At 51.3% G+C, this 20,592-nt stretch carries 22 protein-coding genes, 1 pseudogene and 1 other annotated feature; of the genes and pseudogenes, 8 read left to right on the top strand and 15 right to left on the bottom strand.

Features of this window, described 5'->3' with window-relative positions; genetic code table 11:
• Positions 1 to 108: 108 nt before the first annotated feature.
• From ACJHYD_RS06710 to satP, 3 genes are all read left to right on the top strand, one after another.
• Positions 109 to 513 (top strand): DUF2541 family protein, encoded by a 405-nt coding sequence (locus tag ACJHYD_RS06710; RefSeq protein ID WP_000843562.1) that lies wholly within the window; start codon positions 109 to 111, stop codon positions 511 to 513.
• A gap of 25 nt (positions 514 to 538) precedes the next feature.
• Positions 539 to 1,252 (top strand): acidic protein MsyB, encoded by a 714-nt coding sequence (gene msyB / locus ACJHYD_RS06715; protein ID WP_001102367.1) that lies wholly within the window; start codon positions 539 to 541, stop codon positions 1,250 to 1,252.
• 148 nt (positions 1,253 to 1,400) lie between these two features.
• Positions 1,401 to 1,967 carry an acetate uptake transporter gene (gene satP / locus ACJHYD_RS06720; RefSeq protein ID WP_000528538.1) on the top strand — a complete coding sequence of 189 codons (567 nt, stop codon included), beginning with the start codon at positions 1,401 to 1,403 and terminating at the stop codon, positions 1,965 to 1,967.
• Positions 1,968 to 2,001: 34 nt separating this feature from the next.
• Here the strand turns inward: satP and mog are convergent, their stop codons facing one another.
• Positions 2,002 to 2,589 (bottom strand): molybdopterin adenylyltransferase, encoded by a 588-nt coding sequence (mog, locus tag ACJHYD_RS06725; protein ID WP_001094685.1) that lies wholly within the window; start codon positions 2,587 to 2,589, stop codon positions 2,002 to 2,004.
• Between the two features lie 114 nt (positions 2,590 to 2,703).
• Entirely contained in the window at positions 2,704 to 3,657 is a 954-nt protein-coding gene (gene tal, locus ACJHYD_RS06730; RefSeq protein WP_000130187.1) for a transaldolase, read from the bottom strand.
• A 278-nt stretch (positions 3,658 to 3,935) separates the two neighbouring features.
• On the opposite strand from tal, the gene ACJHYD_RS06735 reads away from it, so the two are divergent.
• Positions 3,936 to 5,366 (top strand): alanine/glycine:cation symporter family protein, encoded by a 1,431-nt coding sequence (locus tag ACJHYD_RS06735; RefSeq protein ID WP_001550576.1) that lies wholly within the window; start codon positions 3,936 to 3,938, stop codon positions 5,364 to 5,366.
• A gap of 69 nt (positions 5,367 to 5,435) precedes the next feature.
• Positions 5,436 to 6,212 carry a peroxide stress protein YaaA gene (gene yaaA, locus ACJHYD_RS06740; RefSeq protein WP_000906203.1) on the top strand — a complete coding sequence of 259 codons (777 nt, stop codon included), beginning with the start codon at positions 5,436 to 5,438 and terminating at the stop codon, positions 6,210 to 6,212.
• 39 nt (positions 6,213 to 6,251) lie between these two features.
• Here yaaA and ACJHYD_RS06745 read toward each other — a convergent pair whose 3' ends face one another.
• The 7 genes from ACJHYD_RS06745 to yjjY all read right to left on the bottom strand — a co-directional run bounded on the left by ACJHYD_RS06745 (position 6,252) and on the right by yjjY (position 13,031).
• Positions 6,252 to 6,548, bottom strand: coding sequence for a DUF2502 domain-containing protein (locus ACJHYD_RS06745; protein WP_000738734.1), 297 nt, complete (start codon positions 6,546 to 6,548; stop codon positions 6,252 to 6,254).
• A gap of 213 nt (positions 6,549 to 6,761) precedes the next feature.
• Complete coding sequence (gene thrC, locus ACJHYD_RS06750) at positions 6,762 to 8,048, bottom strand: threonine synthase (protein WP_000781063.1); 1,287 nt, start codon at positions 8,046 to 8,048, stop codon at positions 6,762 to 6,764.
• Positions 8,049 to 8,981 carry a homoserine kinase gene (gene thrB, locus ACJHYD_RS06755; protein ID WP_000241660.1) on the bottom strand — a complete coding sequence of 311 codons (933 nt, stop codon included), beginning with the start codon at positions 8,979 to 8,981 and terminating at the stop codon, positions 8,049 to 8,051.
• Position 8,982: 1 nt separating this feature from the next.
• Complete coding sequence (thrA, locus tag ACJHYD_RS06760) at positions 8,983 to 11,445, bottom strand: bifunctional aspartate kinase/homoserine dehydrogenase I (RefSeq protein ID WP_001264698.1); 2,463 nt, start codon at positions 11,443 to 11,445, stop codon at positions 8,983 to 8,985.
• Between the two features lie 25 nt (positions 11,446 to 11,470).
• Positions 11,471 to 11,590: a sequence feature (Thr leader region), on the bottom strand.
• Positions 11,526 to 11,591 carry a thr operon leader peptide gene (gene thrL / locus ACJHYD_RS06765; protein ID WP_001386572.1) on the bottom strand — a complete coding sequence of 22 codons (66 nt, stop codon included), beginning with the start codon at positions 11,589 to 11,591 and terminating at the stop codon, positions 11,526 to 11,528. Its footprint overlaps the feature before it by 65 nt.
• A 213-nt stretch (positions 11,592 to 11,804) precedes the next feature.
• Positions 11,805 to 12,491 (bottom strand): tRNA/rRNA methyltransferase, encoded by a 687-nt coding sequence (locus ACJHYD_RS06770; protein ID WP_001223149.1) that lies wholly within the window; start codon positions 12,489 to 12,491, stop codon positions 11,805 to 11,807.
• A 399-nt stretch (positions 12,492 to 12,890) separates the two neighbouring features.
• Complete coding sequence (gene yjjY / locus ACJHYD_RS06775; RefSeq protein ID WP_001303782.1) at positions 12,891 to 13,031, bottom strand: protein YjjY; 141 nt, start codon at positions 13,029 to 13,031, stop codon at positions 12,891 to 12,893.
• A 95-nt stretch (positions 13,032 to 13,126) separates the two neighbouring features.
• On the opposite strand from yjjY, the gene arcA reads away from it, so the two are divergent.
• Entirely contained in the window at positions 13,127 to 13,843 is a 717-nt protein-coding gene (gene arcA, locus ACJHYD_RS06780; RefSeq protein WP_001194358.1) for a two-component system response regulator ArcA, read from the top strand.
• Positions 13,844 to 13,902: 59 nt separating this feature from the next.
• Here arcA and creD read toward each other — a convergent pair.
• From creD to creA, 4 genes and pseudogenes are all read right to left on the bottom strand, one after another.
• Positions 13,903 to 15,254, bottom strand: a pseudogene (gene creD, locus ACJHYD_RS06785) (cell envelope integrity protein CreD).
• Between the two features lie 57 nt (positions 15,255 to 15,311).
• Positions 15,312 to 16,736: a two-component system sensor histidine kinase CreC gene (gene creC, locus ACJHYD_RS06790; protein ID WP_001219577.1), complete on the bottom strand. Its 1,425-nt coding sequence runs from the start codon at positions 16,734 to 16,736 to the stop codon at positions 15,312 to 15,314.
• On the bottom strand, positions 16,736 to 17,425 hold the full coding sequence (gene creB, locus ACJHYD_RS06795) for a two-component system response regulator CreB (protein ID WP_001188679.1): 690 nt from the start codon (positions 17,423 to 17,425) through the stop codon (positions 16,736 to 16,738). Before creB ends, creC begins: the two co-directional genes overlap by 1 nt.
• A gap of 12 nt (positions 17,426 to 17,437) precedes the next feature.
• Positions 17,438 to 17,911: a protein CreA gene (creA, locus tag ACJHYD_RS06800; RefSeq protein ID WP_000875487.1), complete on the bottom strand. Its 474-nt coding sequence runs from the start codon at positions 17,909 to 17,911 to the stop codon at positions 17,438 to 17,440.
• A 210-nt stretch (positions 17,912 to 18,121) separates the two neighbouring features.
• Here creA and robA point away from each other — a divergent pair, with 210 nt between their 5' ends.
• The gene (robA, locus tag ACJHYD_RS06805) at positions 18,122 to 18,991 is read left to right on the top strand and encodes an MDR efflux pump AcrAB transcriptional activator RobA (RefSeq protein ID WP_000371666.1); all 870 of its coding nucleotides are present in this window, start codon (positions 18,122 to 18,124) and stop codon (positions 18,989 to 18,991) included.
• Here the strand turns inward: robA and gpmB are convergent.
• Positions 18,988 to 19,635: a 2,3-diphosphoglycerate-dependent phosphoglycerate mutase GpmB gene (gene gpmB / locus ACJHYD_RS06810; RefSeq protein ID WP_000942344.1), complete on the bottom strand. Its 648-nt coding sequence runs from the start codon at positions 19,633 to 19,635 to the stop codon at positions 18,988 to 18,990. The genes robA and gpmB overlap by 4 nt on opposite strands.
• A 51-nt stretch (positions 19,636 to 19,686) precedes the next feature.
• Between gpmB and yjjX the strand changes: the two genes are divergently transcribed.
• Positions 19,687 to 20,202, top strand: a complete 516-nt coding sequence (yjjX, locus tag ACJHYD_RS06815) for an inosine/xanthosine triphosphatase (protein WP_001545810.1) — start codon at positions 19,687 to 19,689, stop codon at positions 20,200 to 20,202.
• On the opposite strand, the gene trpR is transcribed toward yjjX, so the two are convergent.
• Positions 20,196 to 20,522 (bottom strand): trp operon repressor, encoded by a 327-nt coding sequence (gene trpR, locus ACJHYD_RS06820; protein ID WP_000068678.1) that lies wholly within the window; start codon positions 20,520 to 20,522, stop codon positions 20,196 to 20,198. The two genes, yjjX and trpR, sit on opposite strands and share 7 nt — an antisense overlap.
• Positions 20,523 to 20,592 lie beyond the last annotated feature (70 nt).

Consider the following 20,592-nt stretch of genomic DNA (forward strand, 5'->3'; position numbering starts at 1 on the left):
ATAGAAAAATTGTAATAAAAAGAAAATATTACGTACCTGAATCTTCTCTTTATCAGCAGTAAACTAGTGGGTATTCATCCCCTACCTCTCCCCACTAAGAGAATCCTTATGAAATCCGTTTTTACGATTTCCGCCAGCCTGGCGATTAGCCTGATGCTGTGCTGCACGGCGCAGGCAAACGACCATAAAATCCTCGGCGTCATTGCAATGCCACGTAACGAAACCAACGATCTGGCGCTGAAACTTCCTGTTTGCCGAATTGTTAAACGCATACAACTCTCAGCCGACCATGGCGATTTGCAGTTAAGCGGTGCATCGGTTTATTTCAAAGTCGCCCGTAGCGCCAGTCAGAGTCTGAATATTCCTTCAGAAATAAAAGAAGGGCAAACCACTGACTGGATCAACATTAACAGCGATAACGACAATAAACGCTGCGTCTCAAAAATCACCTTTTCCGGTCATACGGTTAACTCATCGGATATGGCCACGCTGAAAATTATCGGCGACGACTAACGCCAGAATATAGAAGCCACAAAAAATGAATGTTAATTACCTGAATGATTCAGATCTGGATTTTCTCCAGCATTGTAGTGAGGAACAATTGGCAAATTTCGCCCGGCTGCTCACCCATAATGAAAAAGGCAAAACTCGCCTCTCCAGCGTACTGATGCGCAACGAACTGTTTAAATCGATGGAAGGACATCCCGAGCAACATCGCCGCAACTGGCAGCTGATTGCCGGAGAATTACAACATTTTGGTGGCGATAGTATCGCCAACAAACTGCGTGGACACGGTAAATTGTATCGGGCCATTTTGCTCGATGTTTCAAAGCGATTGAAGCTGAAAGCCGACAAAGAGATGTCTACGTTTGAAATTGAGCAACAGTTACTGGAACAATTTCTGCGTAATACCTGGAAGAAAATGGACGAGGAACATAAGCAGGAGTTTCTGCACGCAGTCGATGCCAGGGTGAATGAGCTGGAAGAGCTGCTGCCGCTGCTGATGAAAGACAAATTATTGGCAAAAGGCGTGTCGCATTTGCTTTCCAGCCAATTGACCCGCATTTTACGCACCCACGCAGCAATGAGCGTACTTGGGCATGGTTTGCTGCGCGGCGCGGGGCTGGGAGGCCCTGTAGGCGCGGCACTAAATGGGGTTAAAGCGGTCAGCGGCAGCGCCTATCGCGTGACGATTCCAGCCGTACTGCAAATCGCCTGCCTGCGCCGGATGGTTAGTGCCACTCAGGTCTGATACCGGAAACCGGGGAAAATTTTCATTTTCCCCTCAAAAGATCGTAGACACTGCCCCACTGGCTGATTATTATGCCGCGCCCTGAAAACACTACAGTTATTCAGGGAAATTATTTCACCATTCATTCGATGATGATTTTTGAGGAATTATGGGCAACACTAAGTTGGCTAATCCGGCACCGCTGGGCCTGATGGGCTTCGGCATGACCACCATTCTGCTTAACCTGCACAACGTGGGTTATTTCGCTCTGGACGGTATTATTCTTGCCATGGGCATTTTCTACGGCGGCATCGCGCAAATTTTTGCTGGTCTGCTGGAGTACAAAAAAGGCAACACTTTCGGTTTAACCGCATTCACCTCTTACGGTTCTTTCTGGCTGACGCTGGTTGCGATTCTGCTGATGCCGAAACTGGGTCTGACCGATGCGCCAAATGCACAGTTCCTTGGTGTCTACCTGGGTCTGTGGGGCGTATTTACGCTGTTTATGTTCTTCGGCACGCTGAAAGGCGCACGCGTTCTGCAATTCGTTTTCTTTAGCCTGACCGTGCTGTTTGCCCTGCTGGCGATCGGTAACATTGCCGGTAACGCCGCGATCATCCACTTTGCCGGCTGGATTGGTCTGATCTGTGGTGCCAGCGCAATCTATCTGGCGATGGGTGAAGTGCTGAACGAGCAGTTTGGTCGCACCGTTCTGCCGATTGGTGAATCGCACTAATTGTTTTGAGATCCCCCCGCTCGGGGGGATTTTTTTATTCGCTAACTTCGCGTCTTGCACTCTTCGGTCTGAATGCAGCAACCACTTCCGGTGCCGTTTCAACGTATGGCCCTTCCAGCAACTGAATGCAGTACGGTACGCTGGCAAAAATACCGTGCACCACAACGTTACCCTCAGCGTCCTTTACACCTTCCAGCGTCTCTTTAATCGACTTCGGCTGACCGGGTAAGTTAAGGATCAGCGCCTGTTTGCGAATCACACCCACCTGACGCGAAAGGATCGCAGTTGGTACAAAATGCAGGCTGATCTGGCGCATCTGTTCACCAAAGCCTGGCATCTCGCGGTCCGCTACTGCCAGCGTCGCATCGGGCGTTACGTCACGACGCGCCGGGCCAGTTCCGCCCGTGGTGAGCACCAGATGGCAACTCATTTCATCCACCAGCTCACACAACGTTTGCTCGATGATCGCCTGCTCGTCGGGGATTAAGCGGGTTTCCAGTTCAAACGGCGTGGTTAGCGCCGATGTCAGCCATTCTTCCAACGCAGGGATGCCTTTATCCTGATAAACGCCGCTGGATGCGCGATCAGAGATGGAAACTAAGCCAATACGTAAAGTATTCATCAAGATTTTTCCGTTTAAACAGTCTCGTTAAACAGAATGATACACTGCGAAGGGAGTGACAGACAGGCTTCAGAAGAGGTAGCGTGACCAACTTCCCGGTCACGCTAAGAATGATTACAGCAGATCGCCGATCATTTTTTCCAGTTTTTCCTGGTCAACAGCAAACTTACGGATACCTTCCGCCAGTTTATCTACTGCCATTGGATCCTGGTTATGCTGCCACAGGAACTCGGACTCAGTGATACGCGCCGGACGCGCTTTCACTTCGCCGGTGTAAGACAGTTTACGTTCGATAGCCCCTTCGCTCTCAGCCAGCTCTTTCAGCAGTGCCGGTGCGATGGTCAGACGGTCGCAGCCTGCCAGTTCCAGAATTTCGCCGATGTTACGGAAGCTTGCGCCCATCACCACGGTTTCATAACCGTGCTCTTTGTAGTACTGGTAGATTTCAGATACAGAAACCACGCCCGGATCTTCTGCCGGAGCGTACTCTTTCTTGTCGGTATTCGCTTTGTACCAGTCAAGAATACGGCCAACAAACGGCGAGATCAGGAACACGCCCGCTTCCGCACAAGCACGAGCCTGAGCGAAGGAGAACAGCAGTGTCAGGTTACAGTTAATACCTTCTTTTTCCAGCTGTTCTGCAGCACGGATACCCTGCCAGGTAGAAGCCAGTTTGATCAGAATACGATCGTTGCTAATCCCTGCATCGTTGTAGAGTTTGATCAGGCGTTTTGCTTTCGCAATTGACGCTTCGGTGTCATAGGAAAGACGCGCATCAACTTCAGTTGAGATACGGCCCGGAACCAGTTTCAGGATTTCCAGACCAATATTTACTGCCAGTTTGTCGGTCGCGTCCACGATCTGCTGCGCGCGATCGTTGCTCTGCTGTTTCGCCCAGGCGACAGCATCATCAATCAACTTACGGTATTCCGGAATCTGCGCTGCGTTAAGAATGAGAGAAGGGTTGGTTGTGGCATCCTGCGGTTGATACAGCTTCATTGCCGCGATGTCCCCAGTGTCGGCCACTACGGTGGTGTACTGACGAAGGGAGGTCAATTTGTCCGTCATGATAGTATTTCTCTTTAAACAGCTTGTTAGGGGGATGTAACCGGTCTGCCCTGATGATATCACGACGCAACGTCAGCGCAACCGCCGACAAGACGGTTATCGCCAGGCGAGACTGTTTCGGATTTCTGACACTGCGTTGATATCGCCCGCCATTTTTATACAAAACCTCATGTATGCTACGCAGAAGTTATCAAGTACCTCGTAGCGTATATACTTCTTAAACAATTGGTAACGTTTACACAGGAAAGTCATCGCGACCGGCAATAAGAGGGATATGCATGCCAGATTTTTTCTCCTTTATTAACAGCGTCCTTTGGGGATCGGTAATGATTTACCTGCTCTTCGGCGCAGGTTGTTGGTTCACTTTTCGCACCGGATTTGTGCAGTTTCGCTACATCCGCCAGTTTGGCAAAAGTCTTAAAAATAGCATTCATCCACAGCCAGGCGGTTTAACCTCATTTCAGTCATTGTGTACCAGTCTTGCGGCACGCGTGGGTAGCGGCAACCTGGCCGGCGTTGCGCTGGCTATTACCGCCGGTGGACCTGGAGCCGTCTTCTGGATGTGGGTTGCCGCGTTTATCGGCATGGCGACCTCGTTTGCCGAATGTTCCCTTGCACAACTTTATAAAGAACGTGACGTCAATGGGCAGTTTCGTGGCGGACCGGCATGGTATATGGCGCGCGGGCTGGGGATGCGTTGGATGGGCGTTCTGTTCGCCGTCTTTTTGCTCATCGCCTACGGCATAATTTTCAGCGGAGTTCAGGCGAACGCCGTTGCCCGCGCCCTAAGTTTTTCTTTTGATTTTCCTCCGCTGGTGACAGGCATTATTCTTGCTGTCTTTGCTCTGCTGGCAATCACTCGCGGTCTTCATGGCGTCGCCCGGCTCATGCAGGGGTTTGTCCCGTTGATGGCGTTAATCTGGGTACTGACCAGCCTGGTAATTTGCGTAATGAATATCGGGCAACTTCCCCACGTCATTTGGTCTATTTTTGAGAGTGCTTTTGGCTGGCAGGAAGCGGCAGGCGGCGCGGCGGGATATACCTTAAGCCAGGCGATTACTAACGGTTTTCAGCGCAGTATGTTTTCCAATGAGGCGGGAATGGGGTCGACGCCAAACGCGGCAGCGGCGGCTGCGTCCTGGCCTCCGCATCCCGCAGCGCAAGGAATTGTCCAGATGATTGGCATTTTTATCGACACCCTGGTCATCTGTACGGCAAGCGCCATGCTGATATTACTGGCGGGTAACGGCACAACCTACATGCCACTGGAAGGTATTCAGCTTATCCAGAAGGCGATGCGGGTGTTAATGGGTTCCTGGGGTGCGGAGTTTGTTACCCTCGTGGTTATTCTGTTTGCCTTCAGCTCCATCGTTGCCAACTACATTTATGCCGAAAACAATCTCTTCTTCTTACGCCTGAACAACCCTAAAGCGATCTGGTGTCTGCGAATCTGCACCTTCGCAACGGTCATCGGCGGCACCTTGCTAAGTCTTCCGCTGATGTGGCAACTGGCAGATATCATAATGGCCTGCATGGCTATTACCAATTTGACCGCCATATTACTGCTCTCGCCTGTGGTTCATACCATTGCCAGTGATTATCTACGCCAGCGTAAACTCGGCGTGCGCCCGGTGTTTGATCCGTTGCGTTATCCGGATATCGGTCGCCAGCTTTCTCCGGACGCGTGGGATGATGTTTCGCAGGAGTAATCACAACTATCGATCAACTCATTCTCTTTTTTTGCTAAAGTCGGCATAAATTTCCTGCAAGGACTGGATATGCTGATTCTTATTTCACCTGCGAAAACGCTTGATTACCAAAGCCCGTTGACCACCACGCGCTATACGCTGCCGGAGCTGTTAGACAATTCCCAGCAGTTGATCCATGAAGCGCGGAAACTGACGCCTCCGCAGATTAGCACGCTGATGCGCATCAGCGACAAACTGGCGGGTATCAACGCCGCTCGCTTTCATGACTGGCAGCCAGATTTCACGCCGGAGAATGCCCGCCAGGCGATTCTGGCATTTAAAGGTGATGTCTACACCGGCTTGCAGGCCGAAACCTTCAGCGAAGACGATTTCGATTTTGCCCAACAGCATTTGCGAATGCTTTCCGGCTTGTATGGCGTACTGCGCCCGCTCGATTTAATGCAGCCTTATCGTCTGGAAATGGGGATCCGTCTTGAGAATGCCCGAGGGAAAGATCTGTATCAATTCTGGGGAGATATCATCACCAACAAGCTGAACGAGGCGCTCGCAGCACAAGGCGATAATGTGGTGATTAATCTGGCGTCAGATGAGTATTTTAAATCGGTGAAGCCGAAGAAATTGAATGCCGAGATTATCAAGCCGGTGTTCCTCGATGAGAAGAACGGCAAATTTAAGATCATCAGCTTCTACGCTAAGAAAGCACGCGGTCTGATGAGTCGTTTCATTATTGAAAATCGGCTGACCAAACCAGAGCAACTGACTGGTTTTAATAGCGAAGGTTACTTCTTTGATGAAGCTTCCTCCAGCAATGGTGAACTGGTGTTTAAACGCTACGAGCAGCGTTAAGTTTGTAGTCAATGCCGGATGGCAATCCGGCATTGATATTTAGCGATGATGTTTGTCAGGCCCCGGACGATGATCGCCACGATGATCATTGTGCTTGTTATGGCGCGGCGATGGCGGCGGTCCATATGGGTGCCAGCGATTGCCTCGCCATTCATAATGTTGTTTCCACCAGCCGTGGTCGCGCCAGTGACCGCCATCCCAGTAATAGCCACGATTATCACGATCGCCTATCTGTAATTTTACTGACGGGACTAACGTAATTTCCGCAGCCTGCGCTGCCATGGGAGCGACCAGAACCAGGGAAAGTGCGAGTACGATAGATTGCATCTTTTTCACAGGTTACTCCTTTTATCATTGCCCGTTATGGGTCGATATCCGGAGATTACGCGATGAGAACGGCGGTTGTTATTCTCCGCAATCCTAATCTCTAAGTTACCGCATTTATTGAGAATTTCTCCTTTTTCCCTGTCGTTTCTCTCCATATTTTCTTCACAAAAAAGCCGGGCTGCATAAAAGCAAACCCGGCCTGATTGAGATAATGAATAGATATTACTGATGATTCATCATCAATTTACGCAACGCAGCAAAATCGGCGGGCAGATTATGCGAAAGCAAGGGTAAATCAGCACGTTCTGCCAGCTCTTTTGGCAGATCCAACGTTTCACCGAGAATCGCTTCCACGCTCTCTTTAAATTTCGCCGGATGCGCGGTGCCGAGGAACAAGCCATATTCGCCTGGATTCAACTGGTCACGCAGCGCACGATAAGCTACGGCAGCGTGCGGCTCCGAGGTGTAGCCCAGTTCTTTTAACTCACGCATTGTCTGTTGCGTGGTTTCATCATCCACGGCTGCATAACCCAGCTCTTTCAGTTGCCAGATTTTGCGGCGGAACAACTCTTCCACACGCGGCCAGTTGTTCGGCTGACTCACGTCCATCGCGTTGGATAACGTCGCCTGAGTCGCTTTGGGGGACCACTGACCGTCGTGCAGGAAACGTGGCACGGTATCGTTCACGTTGGTCGCAGCAATAAAACGTTTCACCGGCAGACCGAGTGACTTCGCCAGCAGACCCGCCGTCAAATCGCCGAAGTTTCCGCTTGGCACCGAGACAACCAGCTGGTTGCGCGCTTCCTGCGGCAGCTGCGCAACAGCTTCAAAGTAGTAGCAAATCTGCGCCAGCAAACGGCTGATGTTAATCGAGTTAGCCGAGTTTAACCCCAGCGCCACTTTCAGCTCTTCATCATCAAACGCCTGCTTCACCAGCGCCTGACAGGCATCGAAATCGCCGTCGATGGCAACAGTTTCAATATTGCCGCCCAATGTACAGAACAGTTTTTCTTGCAGTGGACTGATTTTGCCTCGTGGATAGAGGATAACCACTTTCACATTCGGCAAACCGTAGAAAGCATGAGCCACTGCCGCTCCGGTATCACCGGAGGTCGCGGTCAGAATGGTCACTGGCTTATCGCCCGCAATATGGGTCAGCATTTGTGCCATAAAGCGACCGCCGAAATCTTTAAATGCAAGCGTTGGCCCGTGAAACAACTCCAGACAACCGACATCGCTTTCAACATTGGCGACCGGAGCCGGGAAGGCAAACGCCGCGCGTACGCGCTCTTCCAGGATTTCCTGCGGGATTTCATCACCAATAAACGCCGAGAGGATCTTCGCACTGCGGGTGACAAAATCCAGCTTCAGCATCTCATCAATTTCAGTCAGGCTGAATTCCGGCAGGTCGTGCGGGAAAAACAGCCCCTGATTTTTGCCCAACCCCTGGGTTACGGCTTGCGCAAAGCTGACCTGCTCATTGTGATCTTTAAGATTGTAGAGTTTCATTTAGTTTTCCAGTACTCGTGCGCCCGCCGTATCCAGCCGGCAAATATGAACAAAACCTTCCTGATTTTGCAGGTAGTTCTTACCCAACCAGTCGGCAACGCGCTGGGCGGTATCCGGCTTGTCACACAGAGCGAACAAAGTCGGGCCGGAGCCGGAGATACCGCTCGCTACCGCGCCGATTTCCGCGACCGCCTGCCGCGCCTGCCGGAAGCCTGGCAGTAACCGTTCACGGTAGGGTTCAGCGATAACATCTTTCATCAGCTTCGCGGCAAGCTCAGGCTGACGGGAATAGCAGGCGTGAATAAAGCCTGCCAGATGTCGCCCGTGCGCAATGCAATCCTGGCGGCGATACTGCGCCGGTAAAATAGCCCGGGCTTCTGCCGTCGAGACTTTAATCCCCGGATACGCCAGCACCCACAGCCACTCATCAAACCCTGGCACTTGCTGGCTGATGATGTCGTTTTCTTCGATCATCAACTGCATACCACCAAGAAAACACGGTGCCACGTTGTCGTAATGAATGCTGCCGGAGATACGGCCTTCCAGCTCGCCCATCAAAGCCAGCAAACGAGTGTCATTAAGCGGCTTGCCGCAGTGTTCATTCATCGCCATCAGCGCCGCGACCACTGAACAGGCGCTGGAGCCTAAGCCCGAACCGATCGGCATATTCTTTTCCAGGGTCATCGCCACTGGAATTTGCTTACCCAGCTCCTGGCAAAAACGCTCCCAACACTGATAAACGATATTTTCCCGAGGTTCTGACGGCAGCTTATCGGCAAAGCGTCCGAGGTTGTTGAGACTGAATGTCTCTGCCGCCTCAACCGTGACTACATCTCCGAGCAATGCACCATCAACAGGTGTCACCGCCGCCCCGAGCACATCAAACCCGACGCTCATATTGGCACTGGAAGCAGGGGCATAAACTTTAACCATGTCAGACTCCTAACTTCCATGAGAGGGTACGTAGCAGATCGGCAAAGACACCGGCAGCTGTAACGTCATTGCCCGCACCATATCCGCGCAGCACCAACGGCAGCGGCTGATAATAGTGGCTATAAAAGGCCAGGGCGTTTTCGCCATTTTTCACTTTGAACAGCGGATCATTACCATCCACTTCGGCAATCTTCACGCGGCAGACGCCATCTTCATCAATATTGCCAACATAGCGCAAAACTTTTCCTTCATCACGGGCCTTCGCCACGCGCGCGGCAAAGAGATCATCGAGCTGTGACAGATTCGCCATAAAAGCGGCAACATCACCCTCGGCGTTAAACTCAGCGGGCAGCACAGGTTCAATTTCAATATCCGCCAGCTCCAGTTCACGTCCCGTTTCACGAGCGAGAATCAATAGTTTACGCGCCACATCCATACCAGAAAGATCATCTCGCGGGTCCGGTTCGGTATAACCCATTTCCCGCGCCAGAGTAGTCGCCTCGGAGAAACTCATGCCTTCGTCTAACTTGCCGAAGATATAAGAAAGCGAACCTGAAAGAATGCCGGAGAACTTCATCAATTCATCACCAGCATTGAGCAGATTTTGCAGGTTCTCAATAACCGGTAATCCAGCCCCAACGTTGGTGTCATAGAGGAATTTACGCCGCGATTTTTCCGCCGCATGACGCAACAGATGGTAGTAATCCATCGACGAGGTGTTGGCCTTTTTGTTCGGCGTGACAACGTGGAAACCTTCGCGCAAGAAGTCGGCATATTGATCCGCCACTGCCTGGCTGGAGGTGCAGTCAACAATGACCGGGTTCAGCAGATGATATTCTTTCACGAGGCGAATTAAGCGCCCGAGATTAAACGGCTCTTTGGCTTGCGCCAGTTCTTCCTGCCAGTTTTCCAGATTTAGGCCATGCACATTGGTGAGCAGTGCCTTCGAGTTGGCAACACCGCAGACACGTAAGTCGATATGTTTATTCTTCAGCCAGCTTTGTTGACGCTTCAGTTGCTCCAGCAGCGCACCGCCAACGCCACCGACGCCAATCACAAACACTTCGATAACCTGATCGGTATTGAACAGCATCTGATGAGTAACGCGCACGCCAGTGGTCGCATCATCGTTATTTACCACGACAGAGATTGAGCGTTCAGAAGATCCCTGAGCAATGGCGACAATGTTGATATTGGCGCGGGCCAGCGCGGCAAAGAATTTCGCCGAGATCCCACGCAAGGTGCGCATACCATCACCTACCACCGAGATAATGGCCAGCCGTTCCGTCACCGCCAGCGGCTCCAGTAAGCCTTCTTTCAGTTCCAGGTAGAACTCTTCCTGCATTGCCCGTTCAGCCCGCACACAGTCGCTTTGCGGAACGCAGAAACTGATACTGTATTCGGAAGATGATTGCGTAATCAGCACCACGGAAATACGGGCGCGTGACATCGCGGCAAAGACGCGCGCCGCCATGCCGACCATTCCTTTCATCCCCGGGCCGGAAACGCTGAACATTGCCATGTTATTCAGATTGGAAATGCCCTTGACCGGTAATTCGTCTTCATCACGACTGGCACCAATGAGCGTACCTGGTGCTTGAGGATTTCCGGTATTTTTAATCAGGCAAGGGATCTGGAACTGGGCGATGGGGGTAATGGTGCGGGGGTGAAGAACTTTAGCGCCGAAGTAGGAAAGCTCCATCGCTTCCTGGTAGGACATCGACTTCAACAACCTCGCATCGGGCACCTGACGCGGGTCGCAGGTATAGACCCCGTCAACGTCCGTCCAAATCTCGCAACAATCGGCGCGTAAACAGGCAGCCAGCACCGCCGCGGAGTAGTCGGAACCGTTGCGTCCAAGTACCACCAGTTCGCCTTTTTCATTACCGGCGGTGAAGCCTGCCATCAGCACCATGTGATCAGCCGGAATACGACTTGCCGCAATACGGCGGGTGGACTCAGCAATATCGACGGTAGATTCGAGGTAATGCCCCACTGCCAGTAGTTTTTCGACCGGATCGATAACGGTAACGTTGTGACCACGCGCTTCTAACACGCCGGCCATAATGGCGATCGACATTTTCTCGCCACGGCAAATCAGCGCAGCGTTGATGCTATCCGGGCACTGCCCCAACAAACTAATGCCATGCAGGACATGTTTTATTTGGGCAAATTCCTGATCGACGAAAGTTTTCAATTGCGCCAGCGGGAACCCCGGCTGGGCGGCGGCGAGTCCCGTCAAAAGTTCGGCAAAAATACGTTCGGCATCGCTGATATTGGGTAAAGCATCCTGGCCGCTAATGGTTTTTTCAATCATCGCCACCAGGTGGTTGGTGATTTTGGCGGGGGCAGAGAGGACGGTGGCCACCTGCCCCTGCCTGGCATTGCTTTCCAGAATATCGGCAACACGCAGAAAACGTTCTGCATTTGCCACTGATGTACCGCCGAACTTCAACACTCGCATGGTTGTTACCTCGTTACCTTTGGTCGAAAAAAAAGCCCGCACTGTCAGGTGCGGGCTTTTTTCTGTGTTTCCTGTACGCGTCAGCCCGCACCGTTACCTGTGGTAATGGTGATGGTGGTGGTAATGGTGGTGCTAATGCGTTTCATGGATGTTGTGTACTCTGTAATTTTTATCTGTCTGTGCGCTATGCCTATATTGGTTAAAGTATTTAGTGACCTAAGTCAATAAAATTTTAATTTACTCACGGCAGGTAACCAGTTCAGAAGCTGCTATCAGACACTCTTTTTTTAATCCACACAGAGACATATTGCCCGTTGCAGTCAGAATGAAAAGCTGAAAAATACTTACTAAGGCGTTTTTTATTTGGTGATATTTTTTTCAATATCATGCAGCAAACGGTGCAACATTGCCGTGTCTCGTTGCTCTAAAAGCCCCAGGCGTTGTTGTAACCAGTCGACCAGTTTTATGTCATCTGCCACTGCCAGAGTCGTCAGCAGTGCCATGGCTCGTTCGCGTAAAGCTTGCAGTTGATGTTTGTCTGCCGTTGTGTCACTTTTCGCCGGTTGTTGTATTAATGTTGCTAATTGATAGCAATAGACCATCACCGCCTGCCCCAGATTGAGCGAAGGATAATCCGCCACCATCGGCACACCAGTAAGAACGTCAGCCAACGCTAACTCTTCGTTAGTCAACCCGGAATCTTCGCGACCAAACACCAGCGCGGCATGGCTCATCCATGAAGATTTTTCCTCTAACAGCGGCACCAGTTCTACTGGCGTAGCGTAGTAATGATATTTCGCCCGACTGCGCGCAGTGGTGGCGACAGTGAAATCGACATCGTGTAACGATTCAGCCAGTGTCGGGAAAACTTTAATATTATCAATAATATCACCAGATCCATGTGCGACCCAGCGGGTGGCTGGCTCCAGGTGCGCCTGACTATCGACAATCCGCAGTTCGCTAAACCCCATCGTTTTCATTGCCCGCGCCGCTGCCCCAATATTTTCTGCTCTGGCGGGTGCGACCAGAATAATCGTTATACGCATATTGCCACTCTTCTTGATCAAATAACCGCGAACCGAGTGATCACTGTCAACTTATTACGCGGTGCGAATTTACAAACTCTTAACGTAAGTCGCAGAAAAAGCCCTTTACTTAGCTTAAAAAAGGCTAAACTATTTCCTGACTGTACTAACGGTTGAATTGTTAAAAAATGCTACATATCCTTCTGTTTACTTAGGATAATTTTATAAAAAATAAATCTCGACAATTGGATTCACCACGTTTATTAGTTGTATGATGCAACTAGTTGGATTATTAAAATAATGTGACGAAAGCTAGCATTTAGATACGATGATTTCATCAAACTGTTAACGTGCTACAATTGAACTTGATATATGTCAACGAAGCGTAGTTTTATTGGGTGTCCGGCCCCTCTTAGCCTGTTATGTTGCTGTTAAAATGGTTAGGATGACAGCCGTTTTTGACACTGTCGGGTCCTGAGGGAAAGTACCCACGACCAAGCTAATGATGTTGTTGACGTTGATGGAAAGTGCATCAAGAACGCAATTACGTACTTTAGTCATGTTACGCCGATCATGTTAATTTGCAGCATGCATCAGGCAGGTCAGGGACTTTTGTACTTCCTGTTTCGATTTAGTTGGCAATTTAGGTAGCAAACATGCAGACCCCGCACATTCTTATCGTTGAAGACGAGTTGGTAACACGCAACACGTTGAAAAGTATTTTCGAAGCGGAAGGCTATGATGTTTTCGAAGCGACAGATGGCGCGGAAATGCATCAGATCCTCTCTGAATATGACATCAACCTGGTGATCATGGATATCAATCTGCCGGGTAAGAACGGTCTTCTGTTAGCGCGTGAACTGCGCGAGCAGGCGAATGTTGCGTTGATGTTCCTGACTGGCCGTGACAACGAAGTCGATAAAATTCTCGGCCTCGAAATCGGTGCAGATGACTACATCACCAAACCGTTCAACCCGCGTGAACTGACTATTCGTGCACGCAACCTGCTGTCCCGTACCATGAATCTGGGTACTGTCAGCGAAGAACGTCGTAGCGTTGAAAGCTACAAGTTCAATGGTTGGGAACTGGACATCAACAGCCGTTCGTTGATCGGCCCTGATGGCGAGCAGTACAAGCTGCCGCGCAGCGAGTTCCGCGCCATGCTTCACTTCTGTGAAAACCCAGGCAAAATTCAGTCCCGTGCTGAACTGCTGAAGAAAATGACCGGCCGTGAGCTGAAACCGCACGACCGTACTGTAGACGTGACGATCCGCCGTATTCGTAAACATTTCGAATCTACGCCGGATACGCCGGAAATCATCGCCACCATTCACGGTGAAGGTTATCGCTTCTGCGGTGATCTGGAAGATTAATCGGCTTTACCACCGTCAAAAAAAACGGCGCTTTTTAGCGCCGTTTTTATTTTTCAACCTTATTTCCAGATACGTAATTCATCGTCCGTTGTAACTTCTTTACTGGCTTTCATTTTCGGCAGTGAAAACGCATACCAGTCGATATTACGGGTCACAAACATCATGCCGGCCAGCGCCACCACCAGCACACTGGTTCCCAACAACAGCGCGCTATCGGCAGAGTTGAGCAGTCCCCACATCACACCATCCAGCAACAACAGCGCGAGGGTAAACAACATGCTATTGCGCCAGCCTTTCAATACCGCCTGCAAATAAATACCGTTCATTAACGCCCCAATCAGACTGGCTATTATCCATGCCACGGTAAAACCGATATGTTCAGAAAGCGCCAGCAAGAGCAAATAAAACATCACCAATGAAAGCCCCACCAGCAAATATTGCATTGGGTGTAAACGTTGCGCGGTGAGCGTTTCAAAAACAAAGAACGCCATAAAAGTCAGTGCAATCAGCAGAATGGCGTACTTAGTCGCCCGGTCCGTTAATTGGTATTGATCGGCTGGCGTCGTCACTGCGACGCTAAACGCGGGGAAGTTTTCCCAGCCGGTATCATTGCCTGAAGCAAAACGCTCACCGAGATTATTAGCAAACCAGCTGCTTTGCCATTGCGCCTGAAAACCTGACTCGCTAACTTCCCGTTTGGCTGGTAGAAAATCACCTAAAAAACTGGGATGCGGCCAGTTGCTGGTTAAGGTCATTTCGCTATTACGCCCGGCAGGCACCACAGAAAGATCGCCGGTACCGCTTAAATTCAGTGCCATATTCAGCTTCAGGTTCTGCTTGCGCCAGTCCCCTTCGGGTAAAGGGATATGCACGCCCTGCCCGCCTTGCTCTAAGCCGGTGCCCGGTTCAATGGTCAGCGCCGTTCCGTTAACTTCAGGCGCTTTCACCACACCAATACCACGCGCATCCCCGACGCTAATCACAATAAATGGCTTGCCTAAGGTGATATTTGGCGCGTTGAGTTCGCTAAGACGCGAAACATCGAAATCGGCTTTTAGCGTTAAATCACTGTGCCAGACCTGACCGGTATAAATCCCTATCTTGCGTTCTTCCACGTTCTGATTGCCATCAACCATCAATGACTCAGGTAACCAAAAATGGATAAAACTTCGTTTCCGCCCACGGTTTTATCCTCTTCCTGCACCGTATAAAGCTCGGTCACAGGAATAGCGATGAGCGGCCCAACGAGTTTTTGCGGCCCGCTGGTACTTTGGCGAATCGCATCTTCCACATCGCTACGGTAATCAGCACGTTCGACAATCACCTGCCGAATCAGCATTATCGGAATCAACAACAGCAATACTGCACCAAACAGGGTGGTCATTTTCCAGAACAGGGGGGATTTCAACATAGTCTTCTCCTTTGCAATGGCAGCAGGATACGAAGGCTATGTGGGAAGAATTTGAAGCTATGTGAAGTGACGGTGAAGTCGAAGCGAAGCCAGCACGCCACCTTCCTGCACGTTGCGCAGCGTGACTTCGCCGTTAAACAAACGGGCGACCTCACTGACGAACGCCAACCCCAGACCGCTGCTTTTTTGACCATTTGCACGAGGCAAAGAGTAAAAGCGTTCAAAAATACGTGAAAGCGCGTAGTCAGGAATACCACTACCGGTATCCAGCACCTTAAGCGTGACGTGTTCCTGATCCACTTCGGCGCTTAGCGTGATGCAACCGCTCTCGGGGGTAAAATCGATGGCGTTATCCAGTAAATTTCCCAGCGCCTGCTCCAGTAACGCCGGTTCAGCAGCAACGTTAACCTCGGTGGGCGTAACATGCAGAGTGATTTTTTTTTCTGCCAACTGCACGGTGCGCGCTTCGCTGACGCGGCGGAATAATGCCGCCACATCAACAGCAGTCAGAACGACTTCCTGACGATTCTCCAGTCTTGCCTGGCGTAGTAACGTTTCTACCAATGCCTGCATACGCGCATTTTGCGTCAGAATGTTGTCAGTAAAACGAGCCACCACTTCCGGCGGCGGACCTTCGCGTAAAATTTCCGCCGCTCCACGAATCGCCGCCAGTGGGCTTTTTAGCTCATGAGTTAATGCGTAAACATACTGCTCAATATAGTTTTTCCCTTCCAGCTTCACGCGCATACTTTCCAGCGCCTGCGCGAGTTTACGCAGCTCGCTACTACCGAGATCGGGAAGAGGAACGGGCTTATTGTCAGTGACGGAATCAGCATAGCGAGTGAGCCGGGCAATGGAGCGGTTGATCCACCAAACCATGCCTGCGCCAATCACCAGTGCAATCCCCAACAAAATGGCGCTGGCCCATAAAATTCGCCGCTCGCTGCGTTTAATGACCGGAGCCATCGCCGCGTTCGGTTTGCCTACGCTCAAAACGCCAATAAGCCGCGAGCCGTCCATAATCGGCGCGGCAACATACATCACCGAACTTTCGGGATCGGCAGGATTTTGCAACGTGCTGCGCGCACCATACTGACCACGCAACGTTAGCCAGACGTCATTCCAGCGCGAATAATCCTGTCCAACGGCTTTATTTGCCGAATCGAACAATACTTTGCCCTGCGCATCGGTCATATAGACATGATATTCATTGCGCACTTTGTTAATGCCACCGATATTGGCGCGAAACGGGCGATGCTGTAGCTGATTAAACGCCTGCGCCAGTTGCCCATGCGTTGGGTCCCCAGAGAGCAAATCGGGACGCGCCAGCTCCGCCAGCAACGTTGCGGTGTCGATCAATGTCCCCTCCGTTGCTCTTCGCACGCCCGGTTTAACTTCTTTGACAAAAATGGCCAGTACGAACCAGGCTGCCACCGCCACCAGTAAAAAATAGCCCAGCAGCAACCGCATGCCGATACGCATTACAGGCCCCTCAGGCTATATCCCATGCCGCGATGAGTATTAATCGGTGAAAGATCGGGGTTGATGGCGCGCAGCTTGGCACGCAACGTTTTAATGTGGGTATCGACGGTGCGATCGTAGGTGTCCTGCGCATCTTCCCACACGCTATCCATCAGTTGCTGGCGGGACCAGACGCGGCCTGGCGACTTGAGTAACGTCTTCAGCAATAAAAACTCATACCGCGTCAGCGTTAATGGCGTGTCAAACCAGCTGATCTGCGCCGCGGGTTCATTCAATTCAAAATGTCCAATACGGATGACGGGAGACGGCGTCGAGAACTTCTTCACCCGACGCAGTAAGGTGCGCACCCTGGCGCACACTTCGCGGGGTGAAAACGGTTTAGCCACATAGTCGTCAGCGCCAATTTCCAGCCCAAGCAGGCGATCGACCTCTTCACTTCGGGCCGTCAGGAACAGTACAGGTAACGCCGGATGGAGCGCCAGTAACTGGCGGCACAATTCAAAGCCGCTAATATCCGGCAGACCAACATCGAGAATCATGACGTCGGGTACCTGCTGGCGAGCTTTATCCAGCACCGGCAAGCCTCGCTCAAAGACCTCGACGGCAAAACCTTCCTGCTGCAACATGTAGACCAGCGTGTCGGCTATCCCTTGCTCATCTTCCACTAACCAGACCGTTTCCCGTTGCATAAATCGCCTCTGTTATTGCCGCCACGGCATGACAGGAACCGCGCTAATCGCGTTTTTCGGCGAACCTTCTACAACTTTGTCGGAGTAAGCCAGATAAGCGAGCGCGTTGCGTTTGGCATCATAAAAGCGCACGACCTGTAACGACTTAAAGACCAGGGACGTGCGTTTTTTGAATACTACCTCGCCCTGAGCTTTGCCGTTTTTAATACGATCCGACAGTTCAATCGGCCCGACTTGCTGACAAGAAATGGCCGCATCAGAGGTATCTTCTGCCAGGCCCAATCCCCCTTTAATACCACCGGTTTTCGCCCGGCTCACATAACAGGTGACATTTTTCACATCGGGATCGTCAAAGGCTTCCACAACAATTTTGTGATCCGGGCCGATCATTTTAAATACGGTGTCGACCGAACCAATCTCTTCTGCATGAGCCAATGGCCCCAGCATTATCAGGCTTAAAGACAGGATCAAATGCTTGTATTTCATATTGTTACCATTTTTATCTATTACACGAGCAATTAGTTCGTCACGGTAAATAACATATTGATTAAGAACAAAATCTCAATACTTTTATTTCCGTCAAGTCCTAAAACATACTCTACTAAGAAAAAAACACTGAATGCTAAAACAGCAAAAAATGCTATTATCCAATTACCTGATGTCAGGTGCTCGTTGTTGAAAGGATGAGGATATTTTATGGATCAGGCCGGCATTATTCGCGACCTTTTAATCTGGCTGGAAGGTCATCTGGATCAGCCCCTGTCGCTCGACAATGTAGCGGCGAAAGCAGGTTATTCCAAGTGGCACTTACAGAGAATGTTTAAAGATGTCACTGGCCATGCTATTGGCGCGTATATTCGTGCTCGTCGTTTGTCGAAATCGGCGGTCGCACTACGCCTGACTGCGCGTCCGATTCTGGACATCGCGCTGCAATACCGCTTCGACTCTCAACAGACATTTACCCGCGCATTCAAGAAGCAGTTTGCCCAGACTCCTGCACTTTACCGCCGTTCTCCTGAATGGAGCGCCTTTGGTATTCGCCCGCCGCTACGCCTGGGTGAATTCACTATGCCAGAGCACAAATTTGTCACCCTGGAAGATACGCCGCTGATTGGTGTTACCCAGAGCTACTCCTGTTCGCTGGAGCAAATCTCTGATTTCCGCCATGAAATGCGTTATCAGTTCTGGCACGATTTTCTCGGCAACGCGCCGACCATTCCGCCGGTGCTCTACGGCCTGAATGAAACGCGTCCGAGTCAGGATAAAGACGACGAACAAGAAGTATTCTATACCACCGCGTTAGCCCAGGATCAGGCAGATGGCTATGTACTGACGGGGCATCCGGTGATGCTGCAGGGCGGCGAATATGTGATGTTTACCTATGAAGGTCTGGGAACCGGCGTGCAGGAGTTTATCCTGACGGTATACGGAACGTGTATGCCAATGCTCAACCTGACGCGCCGTAAAGGTCAGGATATTGAGCGATACTACCCGGCAGAAGATGCCAAAGCGGGAGATCGCCCAATTAATCTGCGCTGTGAACTGCTGATTCCGATCCGTCGTTAACGCTGCAGCTCATCTAATGCAGGGGCGTCCAGATGCGAGATGTCCCCTGCGGTTTCAACGACCCAACCAGACGCCAGCCACAGGCTTTCCTGATAATCCACGCGCGAAATAGAACAGTTACGCAGACGTAAGCGACGCTCTGCCCATGCTGGTAATCCGAGAATCGTACTCACCAGGCATCCCAGTGCAATACCGTGGCTCACCAGCAGCGGTCGGCTTCCCTGCGGTAAGTCCCGGCAAGATTCCAGTGCCGCATTGACGCGATCGCTGAGCTCCTGCATTGACTCGCCTTCAGGAATACGCCCGTCAACGGTGCCATTGACCAGCTGCCGACGCCAGTTCTCTTCTTCTTCGGTCAGAGAATCGATATGTCTTTTTTCCAGCACACCCATGTTTAATTCACGCAGGCGAGAATCAAAGATGATGTCACAGCCGCAGGCCTGGGCGATGATTTCCGCCGTACGCCGGGTGCGTCCTAAATCGCTACTGATGATATGCGTAATGCCAAGCTCTTTGGCACGGGTTGCCACCTGCATCGCCTGTTGCTCACCTTTGGCGGTCAGCGGGCTGTCAGACTGGCCCTGAATACGTCGCTCGGCGTTCCACTGCGTTTCACCGTGGCGGACTAGGTATACCTGTAACATGCTTTTTTTCCGTATACTGCTGTAACGTTAATTTTCTGAGTAATGCTGATTATGCACCAAGTTGTCTGTGCGACCACCAATCCCGCTAAAATTCAGGCCATTCTGCAGGCATTTCACGAGATCTTCGGCGAAGGATCCTGCCATATTGCATCCGTTGCCGTCGAGAGCGGTGTACCGGAACAGCCCTTTGGCAGTGAGGAAACGCGCGCTGGCGCACGAAATCGGGTAGCAAATGCCCGCCGTTTACATCCAGAGGCTGATTTTTGGGTGGCGATTGAAGCTGGCATTGATGGCGACAGCACCTTCAGTTGGGTGGTGATTGAAAACGCCAGCCAGCGCGGCGAGGCGCGTTCGGCTACTTTGCCGTTACCTGCGGTGATTCTGGAAAAAGTGCGTGAAGGCGAGGCGCTCGGTCCCGTGATGTCGCGCTATACCGGTATTGATGAGATTGGTCGTAAGGAAGGGGCGATCGGCGTGTTTACCGCCGGGAAACTTACCCGCGCCAGCGTCTATCACCAGGCGGTGATCCTGGCGCTGAGTCCGTTTCATAATGCGGTGTATCAGTGATCTTTCAGCAACACCTCTTCCAGCCACTGGCGCAGCTCGACGGGCGCGGCTTTCAGGCTGTTAGATCCACGCGTAATCGTCGCGATGCCCGCGCCGAGTTCATTTTTTAACTCACGCTGGCTCATTTCGCCGCGCAACAACTCTTCGACAATACGCACGCGAGTCCCCAACGCTTCGCGCTCATCTGGCGTCAGCATCAGGTTTAACAACGGTAAATGGAGATCGTTTTGGTAGGCATTCTTAAGCAGGTCGACAAAACGTAACCACTCCTGGTGACGCTGTTCTGCCATCGCTGCTGAATAGGGTGATTGTTGGGCCATAATATGTCGCCATTGTTAGCGGGGGAAGCAAAATGCCTCCCCCGGTTGTACTCGCTAAAGAGTACGATAG

It is taken from the genome of Escherichia sp. WS1368 (assembly GCF_046487485.1).
In the GTDB taxonomy this organism is placed as follows: Bacteria; Pseudomonadota; Gammaproteobacteria; order Enterobacterales; family Enterobacteriaceae; genus Escherichia; species Escherichia coli.